We start from the raw sequence: 13476 nt of genomic DNA, 5'->3' as shown, positions 1-13476 counted from the left end.
GTGGGAGCCGAGGCGCCATGCTTTTTCGCCCCGCGTGAGGTCGCGATCACAATTCGCGCAATTCCCGGGCGGGACGCGGCACCATCGGCGCACCCCGGCCGTTGTCCTCTGTGAAGGCGACTGTCCGCTATGAAGGCGACGCGGAGCAATGGATGGGGTGCCCTCGCGGCAGGCCCTCCCGGCTGGGCGCTGTCCTCGCATACGATGGCCGTTGCTCAGTAGCGTCACATGGAAACTGACCGTCCCAGGCCCGACCGGCAAGGAGACCAACCCCCGTGTCCGTCCTCTCGAAGATCATGCGTGCAGGCGAAGGCAAGATCCTGCGCAAGCTGCACCGCATCGCGGACCAGGTCAACTCCATCGAAGAGGACTTCGTCGACCTCTCCGACGCCGAGCTGCGGGCCCTCACCGATGAGTACAAGCAGCGGTACGCCGACGGCGAGTCCCTGGACGACCTGCTCCCCGAGGCCTTCGCCACGGTGCGCGAGGCCGCCAAGCGCGTCCTGGGCCAGCGCCATTACGACGTGCAGATGATGGGCGGCGCCGCCCTGCACATGGGGTACGTCGCCGAGATGAAGACCGGTGAGGGCAAGACCCTGGTCGGCACCCTGCCCGCGTACCTCAACGCCATCTCCGGCGACGGCGTGCACATCGTGACGGTCAACGACTACCTGGCCGAGCGCGACTCCGAGATGATGGGCCGCGTCCACAAGTTCCTCGGCCTGTCCGTCGGCTGCATCCTCGCCAACATGACGCCGGCCCAGCGCCGCGAGCAGTACGCCTGCGACATCACCTACGGCACGAACAACGAGTTCGGCTTCGACTACCTGCGCGACAACATGGCCTGGTCCAAGGACGAGCTGGTCCAGCGCGGGCACAACTTCGCCATCGTCGACGAGGTCGACTCCATCCTCATCGACGAGGCCCGTACGCCGCTGATCATCTCCGGCCCGGCCGACCAGGCCACCAAGTGGTACGGCGACTTCGCCAAGCTGGTCACCCGCCTCAAGCGCGGCGAGGCCGGTAACCCGCTCAAGGGCATCGAGGAGACCGGCGACTACGACGTCGACGAGAAGAAGCGCACGGTCGCCATCCACGAGTCCGGCGTCACCAAGGTCGAGGACTGGCTGGGCATCGACAACCTCTACGAGTCGGTGAACACGCCGCTGGTGGGTTACCTGAACAACGCCATCAAGGCCAAGGAGCTGTTCAAGCGCGACAAGGACTACGTCGTCATCGACGGCGAGGTCATGATCGTCGACGAGCACACCGGCCGTATCCTCGCCGGCCGCCGCTACAACGAGGGCATGCACCAGGCGATCGAGGCGAAGGAAGGGGTGGACATCAAGGACGAGAACCAGACGCTCGCCACGATCACCCTGCAGAACTTCTTCCGCCTCTACAAGAAGCTCTCCGGCATGACCGGTACGGCGATGACCGAGGCCGCCGAGTTCCACCAGATCTACAAGCTCGGCGTGGTCCCGATCCCGACCAACAAGCCGATGATCCGCAAGGACCAGTCGGACCTGATCTACCGCACCGAGGTCGCCAAGTTCGAGGCGGTCGTCGACGACATCGCCGAGAAGCACGAGAAGGGCCAGCCGATCCTGGTCGGCACCACGTCCGTCGAGAAGTCGGAGTACCTCTCGCAGCAGCTCAGCAAGCGCGGCATCCAGCACGAGGTGCTCAACGCCAAGCACCACGAGCGCGAGGCGCAGATCGTCGCCCAGGCCGGCCGCAAGGGCGCCGTGACCGTCGCGACGAACATGGCCGGCCGTGGTACGGACATCAAGCTCGGCGGCAACCCCGAGGACCTCGCCGAGGCGGAGCTGCGCCAGCGCGGCCTCGACCCCGAGGAGCACATCGAGGAGTGGGCCGCGGCCCTGCCCGAGGCGCTCAAGCGGGCCGAGGAGGCCGTCAAGGCCGAGAAGGAGGAGGTCGAGAAGCTCGGCGGCCTCTACGTGCTCGGCACCGAGCGGCACGAGTCGCGCCGGATCGACAACCAGCTGCGCGGCCGCAGCGGCCGTCAGGGCGACCCGGGCGAGTCCCGCTTCTACCTCTCCCTCGGTGACGACCTCATGCGCCTGTTCAAGGCGCAGATGGTCGAGCGTGTGATGTCCATGGCCAACGTCCCCGACGACGTGCCGATCGAGAACAAGATGGTCACGCGCGCGATTGCGTCCGCGCAGGCACAGGTCGAGACGCAGAACTTCGAGACCCGCAAGAACGTCCTGAAGTACGACGAGGTCCTCAACCGTCAGCGCGAGGTCATCTACGGCGAGCGGCGCCGCGTCCTGGAGGGCGAGGACCTGCGCGAGCAGATCCAGCACTTCATGGACGACACGATCGACGCCTACGTGCAGGCGGAGACCGCCGAGGGCTTCCCGGAGGACTGGGACCTGGACCGGCTGTGGGGCGCCTTCAGGCAGCTGTACCCGGTCAAGGTGACCGTGGAGGAGCTGGAGGAGGCGGCCGGCGACCGCGCCGGTCTGACCGCCGAGTTCATCGCCGAGTCCATCAAGGACGACATCCACGAGCAGTACGAGGCCCGCGAGGCGCAGCTCGGCTCGGAGATCATGCGCGAGCTGGAGCGCCGGGTCGTGCTGTCGGTGCTGGACCGCAAGTGGCGCGAGCACCTCTACGAGATGGACTACCTCCAGGAGGGCATCGGCCTGCGCGCGATGGCGCAGAAGGACCCGCTGGTCGAGTACCAGCGCGAGGGCTTCGACATGTTCTCCGCGATGATGGACGGCATCAAGGAGGAGTCCGTCGGCTACCTGTTCAACCTGGAGGTCCAGGTCGAGCAGCAGGTCGAGGAGGTCCCGGTCGAGGACGCGGCGCCGTCCCTGGAGAAGGCGCCCCAGGACGCGGTGCCGGCGCAGGCGGGACGCCCGGAGATCCGGGCCAAGGGGCTGGACGTGCCGCAGCGGCGCGACCTGCACTTCTCCGCGCCGACCGTGGACGGGGAGGGCGGCATCATCGAGGGCGAGTTCGCCACCGACGGCCAGCCGCTCCGCTCCGAGTCCGACGGGCTCACCCGCGCCGAGCGCCGCAAGCAGGCCAAGGGCGGGCGGCGCCGCAAGAAGTGACGGCCGCGGCGGCAGTCGGCCGCGAACCGTGAGGAAGGGCCGGGCACCTCGGAGGAGGGCCCGGCCCTTCCGCGTGCGCGGTGCGCGGCGCCACGCCCGGCCGCGCTCAGGCACCCTCGGCGCGGCCAGGCGCACTCGGCGGCGCTGCGGCATGCTCGGCGCGGCCGGGTGAGCCCAGCGGCGCCTCGGGCTTCCCCAGACGCGCCCAGCGGCGCCCCTCGGGCTTCCCCAGACGCGCTCAGGCTCGCCCAGACGCACCCAGAGGCACTCAGACGTGCCCGGACCGCGCCCCTGCGCATCCACGCGCGCCGGGCTCGCCCCTACGCGCTCAGTCGTCGTGGCGGCGCGGTGGGCGGGGGCCGCCGAGTTCCACCGCCGTGCAGCGCCAGCGCAGGTCACTGCCCTGCTCCAGCCGGAACGCCAGCGCGCGAAGCTGTTCTCCGGCGGCGATGCGGGCGAAGACCTCCAGGGCGCCCGGGCGCGGCTCGCAGTGGCCGATGTCGCGCACGACGGGCCGGGTGCCGCGGGCACGCAGCGGGAAGCGCTCGGCGAGCCGGGCCAGATCGTCGTAGGCGTGGCCGACGGTGTGCCGCAGCATCCAGTGGACGGGCCGCTGCCCGCTGAGCACGGCGAGCAGCTTCTCGGCGAAGACGTCCGTGGTGACAGGGTCGGCCGTCGGGCCGACGCCACTCGGCCCTACGCCGCTCGGCGCGGCGGACACGGCCCGTGCGGCCGATGGCGGCACGACGGCGGACTGCTGTGCGACGGCGGACTGCTGCGCGACGGCCGCTCCCGTCCGCGGCCGGGCAACGGCGGCTGCGCCCGCATGCTGCCGGACGGCGGAGGCGCCCGCCTGCGCCCGTGCGGCGGCCTTGATGCCCGCCCGCCGGCCGGCTGCGGGGGTCATGGCCGCCGGCTGTCCCGTTGCCGCCGTCCTGCCCGGTCCCTGCCCCGTAGCGGCTGTCGCGCCCGCCGGTTGTCCCGCAGCGGGTCCCGTGGCCGCCTGGTGCCCCGCAGCGGCCGTCCTGCCCGTTCCCGGCCGGACAGCCGCAACCGTCCCTGCCGGTCCTGTCCGTCCCGCCCATGGCTGGGCTGTCCGTCCCGCCCATGGCTGGGCGACGGCGCGTGAGGCGTTCTGGACGCGGTCCGCGGCCGTGCCCGGCCGGGTCCGGGATGCCGAGGCCGTGGCGGCCGTGGCAGCGCCTCGCGCGAGTCCTGCGGCCGCGGGAGCGCCCGGCCGGGATCCGGGAGCCGAGGGAGTGCCCGGCCTCGTTCCCGGCGCCGAGAAAGCGCCCGGCCCCGATCGCGCCGCGGGAGCACCCGGCCCCGACCCCGGCGCCACAGGCGTGCCCAGGGGGCCGGTGGTGTTCGTCGGGCGGCTCGAGCGGGTGCCCGGGGTGCCGGCGGGGCGGCGGGTGTCGTGGCGGCCCGGCGGGCGGGAGCCCGGACGGCGCTGGGCCCTGGTCATGACCTTGTACATGAGTCCCCGTTCTGGTCGTGACGGCACGGTCTGTACCGAGCGGTAACTTCCTGCTGGGGATCTTGTACGGGACCCGTTCGGGGCGGGCAAGGACGGCGCGGTGCGCTCTGGGCGGCCGGCACATTCACTCATCCGGGGGGTCGCACATCGGCGAAACCTTGGGAGGCCGGGGTGGCACCGGGTGAGTCGCGGGGCGCTCGGTGGACGCCTGCGCGGGGGCGGTCAGGGACACGAAAGGGGACGCCGCACGTATCCTGAAGGCCGTCTCCGGCAAGCCCCGCGGAGTCCTCCGACCCACGACATGACCAGGAAAGCGGCCAGCCATGCGCGTCTACGTACCCCTGACCCTCCCCGGTCTCGCCGAGGCGCACAGGACGGGTGAGCTGGGCGCGGACGGTCTTGTCGCCTACGCCGTCACGCCCGCCCTGCGCGAGTGGTACCTCTCCGACGACATGGAGGAGCTGGAGTACGCCGCGCTGAACCGGGCCGCGCTGGCCTCGCTGCGGCTGCTGGCGGCCGACCCGGCCGTACCGCGCCGCCGGGTCGTGGTCGCCGTCGACGTGCCCGACGGCACGGCGAGCGCCGACCCCGACCGCAGCCTGGACCCCGCGGCGCTGGGCGAGGTGCGGGTGACGGGGGCCGTACGGCTGGCCAAGGCGGCCGCGGTGCACGTGGACGCGGACGACGCGGAGAAGGACGTGGCTGCGGCGGCGCAGGCGCTGGGGGCGGCGGACGAGGGCGACGACGACGCGCAGTTCGTCGTGGACGGCGCCGAGGACCACGAACTGCTCTGGTACGCCACCCAGGAGATCCCCAACCTCGTCGGTCAGGGCGGCGGGACCTCGGACGGGATCTGACTGTCAGTGGCGGGGGGTACGTTTTCCGGCATGGGGAAGCAGTCAGGGGCGCACATCGTCTGGGACTGGAACGGCACGCTGTTCCACGACAACGACGCGGTCGTCGGCGCGACGAACGCCGCCTTCGCGGTGATCGGCCTGGAGCCGATCACCCTGGAGCAGTACCGCGCGCTGTACTGCGTGCCGGTGCCGAAGTTCTACGAGCGGCTGATGGGCCGGCTGCCCACCCCGGACGAGTGGGACCTCATGGACGAGGTCTTCCACCGCTACTACGCCGAGCACCGGGTCCGCTGCGGGCTGGCCGAGGGAGCGGTGGAGCTGCTCGAGGGGTGGACGTCGGCCGGGCACAGCCAGTCGATCCTGAGCATGTACGGGCATGAGGAGCTGCTCCCGCTGGTGCGGGGCCTGGGCATCGAGACGCACTTCATACGCGTCGACGGGCGGACCGGGCCCTCCGGCGGCAGCAAGGCCGAGCACATGGTGCGACACCTGGGCGCGCTGGCCGACGCCGTGAACCCCGCGCGCACGGTGGTGATCGGGGACGCAGCCGACGACGCGCTGGCCGCGCGGCACGCGGGAGCGCGGGCGGTGCTGTACACGGGCGGCTCCCACAGCCGTGCCAGCCTGGAGGAGGCCGGCGTGCCGGTGGTGGACACCCTCCACGAGGCGGTCGCCGAGGCACACCGCCTCGCGGCCTGAGCCGCCCCGGCGCGTCGTTCGGACAGCGTTCCGCCTGGCCGGGGCACGTGCCCCACGTCTGGTCGCCACGTCGCATACGCCGTTCCGGATCCCGTCACCCCTGTGCAGAACGTCAAAGTTCGACCCCCGGTTTTGTACACATACGGCTCATGACGGGTGACCCGGAAGGAGCGATAGCCTTGTGGCGTGATCAGCGCGATAGTTCGCGGGGGCGCCGTCGTCTCCGCTCTGCGCCCGGAGTGCACGGAGGACATCCGTGACCGGGCGGCGGTCGCTGGTCCTCGCGGGCGGCACGGAGCCTCGACGGCTCCCAGGACGCCGCGTCAACCCCGGGCAGCGACGCCGGCGAGAGCAGCGTCACACCCGCCGGGCGTGTCGAAAATGGCCGATATCCCCCCGCTCATCTCACCCAGCGGCATAGCGTCGGAAGGGACCGGACACCCCGGTCCGCGACGTCATGCCGAAAGGGAAGAGACCGTACTTCCTTCAACGTCACGCAACGGCGCGCGACAGGAGCCAGAGGACAATGCAGACCAAGCTGGACGAAGCCAAGGCCGAGCTGCTCGAGAGGGCCGCCCGGGTAGCTGAGAACAGTCCGGCCGGGGGACACCTCCCGACCGGGACGACGGACCAGGGCACCCCGGACCGGGACGCCGTGCTCGCGTTCCTCCAGCGCTACTACCTGCACACCGCCCCGGAGGACCTTGCCGACCGCGACCCGGTCGACGTCTTCGGAGCCGCTTTCTCGCACTACCGCCTGGCCGAGCACCGCCCGCAGGGCACGGCGAACGTGCGCGTGCACACCCCGACGGTCGAGGAGAACGGCTGGACGTGCAGCCACTCCGTCGTCGAGGTCGTCACCGACGACATGCCGTTCCTGGTCGACTCGGTCACCAACGAGCTGACCCGGCAGGGCCGCGGCATCCACGTGGTCGTCCACCCGCAGGTCGTGGTGCGCCGGGACGTGACCGGCAAGCTCCTCGAGGTGCTGCCCGAGGCGTCGGCGGGCGAGCCGCTGTCGCACGACGCCCACGTCGAGTCCTGGATCCACGTGGAGATCGACCGCGAGACGGACCGCGCCGACCTGAAGCAGATCACCGCGGACCTGCTGCGCGTGCTCTCCGACGTGCGTGAGGCCGTGGAGGACTGGGAGAAGATGCGCGGCGCGGCCACCCGGCTCGCCGACGGCCTGCCCGACGAGCCGCTGCCCGCCGACCTGCCCGGACAGCAGGTCGAGGAGGCCCGCGAGCTGCTGCGCTGGCTGGCCGACGACCACTTCACCTTCCTCGGCTACCGCGAGTACCGGCTGCGCGAGGACGACTCCCTGGCGGCCGTGCCCGGCACCGGGCTCGGCATACTGCGCGCGGACCCGCAGCACTCCGGCGACGACAACCACCCGGTCAGCGAGTCCTTCGAGCGGCTGCCCACGGACGCGCGCGTCAAGGCCCGCGAGCACAAGCTGCTCGTGCTGACCAAGGCCAACAGCCGGGCCACCGTGCACCGGCCGTCGTACCTGGACTACATCGGCGTCAAGAAGTTCGACGAGCAGGGCAACGTCGTCGGTGAGCGGCGCTTCCTCGGGCTGTTCTCCTCGGCCGCCTACACCGAGTCGGTGCGCCGGGTGCCGGTGATCCGCCGCAAGGTGGAGGAAGTGCTGGAGCTGGCCGGCTTCTCGCCCAACAGTCACGACGGGCGCGACCTGCTGCAGATCCTGGAGACCTACCCGCGCGACGAGCTGTTCCAGACGCCGGCCGCCGAGCTGCAGTCGATCGCCACGTCCGTGCTGTACCTGCAGGAGCGCCGCCGGCTGCGGCTGTACCTGCGCCAGGACGAGTACGGGCGCTACTACTCGGCGCTGGTCTACCTGCCGCGCGACCGCTACACCACCGGCGTGCGTCTGCGGATCATCGACATCCTCAAGGAGGAGCTGGGCGGCACCAGCGTCGACTTCACCGCCTGGAACACCGAGTCGATCCTGTCCCGGCTGCACTTCGTGGTCCGCGTCCCGCAGGGCACCGAGCTGCCGGAGCTGTCCGACGCCGACAAGGAGCGCATTGAGGCCCGCCTGGTGGAGGCCGCCCGCTCCTGGGCGGACGCCTTCTCCGAGGCGCTGACCGCCGAGCTGGGCGAGGAGCGCGCCGCCGAGCTGCTGCGCCGCTACACCCACGCCTTCCCCGAGGGCTACAAGGCCGACCACACCCCGCGCGCCGCGGTCGCCGACCTGGTGAACCTGGAACAGCTGGGCGAGGACAAGACGTTCGCGCTGAGCCTGTACGAACCGGTGGGCGCCGGCCCCGAGGAACGCCGTTTCAAGATCTACCAGAAGGGCGGCTCGGTCTCCCTCTCGCAGGTCCTGCCGGTGCTCAGCCGGCTCGGCGTGGAGGTCACCGACGAGCGGCCCTATGAGCTGCGCTGCGCGGACCGCACCACGGCGTGGATCTACGACTTCGGTCTGCGTATCCCGCTCGCGGCGACCGGCGGGGACCACCTCGCCGACGACGCCCGTGAGCGGTTCCAGGACGCCTTCGCCGCCGCCTGGACCGGCAAGGCGGAGAACGACGGGTTCAACGCGCTGGTGCTGAGCGCCGGGCTCACCTGGCGCCAGGCGATGGTGCTGCGCGCCTACGCCAAGTACCTGCGCCAGGCGGGCTCGACCTTCAGCCAGGACTACATGGAGGACACCCTCCGCAACAACGTCCACACCACCCGCCTGCTGGTCTCGCTGTTCGAGGCGCGGATGTCGCCGGAGCGGCAGCGGGCCGGGCACGAGCTGGTCGACGCGCTGCTGGAGGAGGCCGACGCGGCCCTGGACCAGGTGGCCTCGCTGGACGAGGACCGCATCCTCAGGTCCTTCCTGACGGTCATCAAGGCCACCCTGCGCACGAACTTCTTCCAGAAGAACGCCGCGGGCGAGCCGCACGACTACGTCTCCATGAAGTTCGACCCGCAGGCCATCCCGGACCTGCCGGCGCCGCGCCCGGCGTTCGAGATCTGGGTGTACTCGCCGCGGGTGGAGGGCGTGCACCTGCGCTTCGGCAAGGTCGCCCGCGGCGGTCTGCGCTGGTCCGACCGGCGCGAGGACTTCCGCACCGAGATCCTCGGCCTGGTCAAGGCGCAGATGGTGAAGAACACCGTCATCGTGCCGGTGGGCGCCAAGGGCGGCTTCGTCGCCAAGCAGCTGCCCGACCCGGCGGTGGACCGGGACGCGTGGATGGCGGAAGGTATCGCCAGCTACAAGACGTTCATCTCGGCGCTGCTGGACATCACCGACAACATGGTCGCGGGCGAGGTCGTCCCGCCCCGGGACGTCGTCCGGCACGACGGCGACGACACCTACCTCGTCGTCGCCGCCGACAAGGGCACCGCGACGTTCTCCGACATCGCCAACGAGGTCGCCGGGAAGTACAACTTCTGGCTCGGTGACGCCTTCGCCTCCGGCGGCTCGGCGGGCTACGACCACAAGGGCATGGGCATCACCGCCCGCGGCGCCTGGGAGTCGGTCAAGCGGCACTTCCGCGAGCTGGGCGTTAACACCCAGAGCGAGGACTTCACGGTCGTCGGCATCGGTGACATGTCCGGTGACGTGTTCGGCAACGGCATGCTGCTGAGCGAGCACATCCGCCTGGTCGCCGCCTTCGACCACCGGCACATCTTCATCGACCCCAACCCGGACGCGGCCACCTCCTACGCCGAGCGCCGCCGCCTGTTCGAGCTGCCGCGCTCCAGCTGGGCCGACTACAACACCGAGCTGCTGTCGGCGGGCGGCGGGATCTTCCCGCGCTCCCTGAAGTCCATCCCGGTCAACGCGCACATCCGCGAGGCCCTCGGCATCGACTCCGGCGTCACCAAGATGACCCCGGCGGACCTGATGCGGGCCATCCTCAAGGCCCCGGTGGACCTGCTGTGGAACGGCGGCATCGGCACGTACGTCAAGGCCTCCACCGAGTCGAACGCGGACGTCGGCGACAAGGCCAACGACGCCATTCGCGTCGACGGCCGGGACCTGAGGGTCAAGGTGGTCGGCGAGGGCGGCAACCTGGGCTGCACCCAGCTGGGCCGGATCGAGTTCGCGCAGGCCGGAGGCAAGGTCAACACCGACGCCATCGACAACAGCGCGGGCGTGGACACCTCCGACCACGAGGTGAACATCAAGATCCTGCTCAACGGCCTGGTCACCGACGGCGACATGACCGTCAAGCAGCGCAACAAGCTGCTCGCCGAGATGACCGACGAGGTCGGCGCGCTGGTGCTGCGCAACAACTACGCGCAGAACACGGCGATCGCCAACGCGCTCGCCCAGTCCAAGGACATGCTCCACGCCCAGCAGCGCTTCATGAAGCACCTGGTGCGCGAGGGCCACCTGGACCGGGCGCTGGAGTTCCTGCCCACCGACCGCCAGATCCGGGAGCGGCTGGCCGCCGGAGCCGGTCTGACCGGCCCGGAGACGGCCGTCCTGCTCGCCTACACCAAGATCACGGTCGCGGAGGAGCTGCTGCGCACGTCCCTGCCGGACGACCCGTACCTGCGTGGTCTGCTGCACGCCTACTTCCCGACGCCGCTGCGCGAGCGGTTCGCCGAGCAGATCGACAACCACCCGCTGCGCCGCGAGATCACCACGACGGTGCTGGTCAACGACACCGTCAACACCGGTGGTACGACCTACCTGCACCGGCTGCGGGAGGAGACCGGCGCGTCGCTGGAGGAGATCGTCCGGGCGCAGACCGCGGCCCGCGCGATCTTCCGCTCGGCGCCGGTGTGGGACGCGGTGGAGGCCCTGGACAACAAGGTCCCGGCCGACGTCCAGACCCGGATCCGGCTGCACTCGCGCCGCCTGGTCGAGCGCGGCACCCGCTGGCTGCTGAACAACCGGCCGCAGCCGCTGCAGCTGAGCGAGACGGTGGAGTTCTTCTCCGACCGGGTCGAGCAGGTGTGGGCGCAGCTGCCCAAGCTGCTCAAGGGTGCGGACCTGGACTGGTACCAGCAGGTCTACGACGAGCTGTCCGCCGCCGGTGTCCCCGACGAGCTGGCCACCCGCGTGGCCGGGTTCTCCTCGGCCTTCCCGGCCCTGGACATCGTCTCGGTGGCCGACCGCATGGGCAAGGACCCGATGGACGTCGCCGAGGTGTACTACGACCTCGCCGACCGGCTGGACATCACCCAGCTGATGGACCGCATCATCGAGCTGCCGCGCGCCGACCGCTGGCAGTCCATGGCCCGCGCGGCGATCCGCGAGGACCTGTACGCGGCCCACGCGGCGCTGACCGCGGACGTGCTGGCCGTGGGCGACGGCACCTCGACGCCCGAGCAGCGGTTCCAGGTGTGGGAGCAGAAGAACGCGGCGATCCTGTCGCGGGCGCGCACCACGCTGGAGGAGATCCGCAGTTCGGACGCGTTCGATCTGGCCAACCTGTCGGTGGCGATGCGGACGATGCGCACGCTGCTGCGCACGCACTCCTAGAGCCTGACGGCGCCGCGCCCGCCCGCGCGGCGCCGCACGGCACCCGACACGACACAAGAGGCGCCCCGGGCCGCGAAGGCCCGGGGCGCCTCTTGTCGTTCTCTTCCCGTGGTCGGGGAAACGCCGCACAACAAATTTACCCTTTCCTGCTAATCGGGATCATTCGGATAAAGTTGCGCGCGTGACTGTGAACCTCACCGAGAGCCCTCCGGCCTGGGTCTTCCCGCACGATGCGCGCCGCGCCGCCTGAGGCGCGCCCCTCCGGCCGCGTCGCACCGCGCTCGCCGGGCACCGGACGACGGCTGGCCGCCTCCCGGGCCGCCGCCGCGCTGCTTCTCGTGCTGCTGCTCGTGGTGATCGTGCGGCTGCCCTGGGCCGGTGACCTGGGCATGCACGCGGCCACCGTCGAACGACTGCGGCACAGCCTGCGCCACCCCGGCAACCCGCTCGTGGACGCGGACACCCCCAGCCCCTACTACTCGCCGTGGATGGTGCTGCTCGGCTGCGTGGCCCGACTCGGCCGGCTGCCGGTCTTCGATGTCCTGCGGCTCGCCGCGCTGGCCGGGCTGACGCTGCTGGCGACGGGCGTGTGGCGGTACGTACGGACACTGAGCACCCACCGGGCCGCACCCGCGCTGGCCGCGTTCAGCCTCGTGCTGCTCTGGGGGACCGCCGTCATCAACTGGAGCGGGTTCGTCTCCCTGAACTCCCTGGCGCTGACGGTGTCGTACCCGAGCGTGTTCGCCCTGGGCCTGGCGTTCCACCACTGGGCCTGGCTGACCCGGGCGCTGCGCGCCCCCGGTGGGTGGGGGGTGTGGCTGGGGCTCGGGGCGCTGTGGGCGGTGATCCTGCTGTGCCACCAGTTCACCGGGATCATCGCCACGCTCGGCGACCTGGCCGTGGTGATCGCCGCACGTCCGCCGCGGGCGCGGTGGCCGCGGCTCGCCGCCGGCACGGCGGTGGGGCTGCTGGTGCTGTGGCTGTGGCCGTACTACGACTTCTTCGCCCTGTTCTGGGCCGGTGACGACCTGGACGGGGTGCACCGCGCCCTCTACACCGAGTTCGCCGGCCGGTACTGGCTGGCGCTGCTCGGCGTGGCCGCACTGGTGTTGCGCCTGCGCCGGGACCGGTGGGACGTGCTGGCGGGCTTCTTCGCGCTGGGCGCGCTGGTGTGCGCGGCGGGATACGCCAGCGCCCACTACGAGTGGGGCCGGGCCCTGCCCGCGGCGCTGATCCCGGCGCAGCTCGCCGCCGCGCTGGAGGGGCTCCACCGGGGCCACCGGCGCGCGGTGCGCATCGGCTGGGCCCGGGCGCTGGCCGGCGCGCTGGCCGTGGGCGCCTGGACCCAGGCCGGTGTGCTCGGCTACGTCGTGGGGCGGGCCGCGCTGCCCGAGGCGCTCGCGGTCCACTACACCCCGCCCTGGTCCACCTACGAGTGGATCACCCCGTACGTGCGCTGCGGCGACGTCGTGATGGCTCGCGACTTCCCCAACCGGCTCCTGCCGGCCTACGGCCCCCGCACCGTCGCCCCCGGCTACCCGGACTTCTTCCTGCGGGACGCGGCACGGCGCGAGAAGGCTGTGCAGATCTACTACACCCGCCGCACACCGCCCGGCGAGCGGCGGGAGATCCTGCGCCGGTACCACGTGCGCTGGGTCCTCGACAGCACGCGCCCGATGCAGCCGGGCCTGCGCCCGGTGACCCACGGCCCGGACGACCAGGTGCTGTACGCGGCCACGCCCTGACCGGGCGGGGTGCGGCGGGGGGAGGAGAACTGCACAGCCCTCTCCCGCCCGGGCGCGGCCCCCCGGGAGAAAGCCGGGGAGCCCGGGGGGGCGGGGCGGGGGGCGGGGGGCGGCAGGGGGCGGGGGGGGGAGGGGGGGGGCCCCACCA

At 71.6% G+C, this 13476-nt stretch carries 6 protein-coding genes; 5 read left to right on the top strand and 1 reads right to left on the bottom strand.

The genetic code is table 11. From position 1 onward, the window contains the following. Positions 1-275: 275 nt before the first annotated feature. Positions 276-3089 carry a preprotein translocase subunit SecA gene (gene secA / locus GV126_RS14410; protein ID WP_159666437.1) on the top strand — a complete coding sequence of 938 codons (2814 nt, stop codon included), beginning with the start codon at positions 276-278 and terminating at the stop codon, positions 3087-3089. 328 nt (positions 3090-3417) lie between these two features. Here the strand turns inward: secA and GV126_RS36465 are convergent, their stop codons facing one another. Next, on the bottom strand, positions 3418-3996 hold the full coding sequence (locus GV126_RS36465; protein WP_236569990.1) for an Rv3235 family protein: 579 nt from the start codon (positions 3994-3996) through the stop codon (positions 3418-3420). 896 nt (positions 3997-4892) lie between these two features. Between GV126_RS36465 and GV126_RS14400 the strand changes: the two genes are divergently transcribed. From GV126_RS14400 to GV126_RS14385, 4 genes are all read left to right on the top strand, one after another. Then, positions 4893-5426: a DUF6912 family protein gene (locus GV126_RS14400; protein ID WP_159666434.1), complete on the top strand. Its 534-nt coding sequence runs from the start codon at positions 4893-4895 to the stop codon at positions 5424-5426. A gap of 30 nt (positions 5427-5456) precedes the next feature. Then, the gene (locus GV126_RS14395) at positions 5457-6125 is read left to right on the top strand and encodes an HAD family hydrolase (protein ID WP_159666431.1); all 669 of its coding nucleotides are present in this window, start codon (positions 5457-5459) and stop codon (positions 6123-6125) included. 526 nt (positions 6126-6651) lie between these two features. After that, the gene (locus GV126_RS14390; RefSeq protein ID WP_159666430.1) at positions 6652-11583 is read left to right on the top strand and encodes an NAD-glutamate dehydrogenase; all 4932 of its coding nucleotides are present in this window, start codon (positions 6652-6654) and stop codon (positions 11581-11583) included. Positions 11584-11813: 230 nt separating this feature from the next. Then, entirely contained in the window at positions 11814-13328 is a 1515-nt protein-coding gene (locus tag GV126_RS14385; protein ID WP_236569989.1) for a hypothetical protein, read from the top strand. Positions 13329-13476 lie beyond the last annotated feature (148 nt).

The sequence above is a fragment of the Streptomyces mexicanus genome, from assembly GCF_902506575.1.
Taxonomy (GTDB): domain Bacteria; phylum Actinomycetota; class Actinomycetes; order Streptomycetales; family Streptomycetaceae; genus Streptomyces; species Streptomyces mexicanus.
This window is presented reverse-complemented; position numbering and strand designations above follow the sequence as displayed.

Excerpts from the sequence above, each read along its gene's own strand:
- GV126_RS36465 (WP_236569990.1), bottom strand. The coding sequence starts at position 3,996 with ATGACCCCCGCAGCCGGCCGGCGGGCGGGCATCAAGGCCGCCGCACGG.
- GV126_RS14400 (WP_159666434.1), top strand. The coding sequence starts at position 4,893 with ATGCGCGTCTACGTACCCCTGACCCTCCCCGGTCTCGCCGAGGCGCAC.
- GV126_RS14395 (WP_159666431.1), top strand. The coding sequence starts at position 5,457 with ATGGGGAAGCAGTCAGGGGCGCACATCGTCTGGGACTGGAACGGCACG.
- GV126_RS14390 (WP_159666430.1), top strand. The coding sequence starts at position 6,652 with ATGCAGACCAAGCTGGACGAAGCCAAGGCCGAGCTGCTCGAGAGGGCC.
- GV126_RS14385 (WP_236569989.1), top strand. The coding sequence starts at position 11,814 with ATGCGCGCCGCGCCGCCTGAGGCGCGCCCCTCCGGCCGCGTCGCACCG.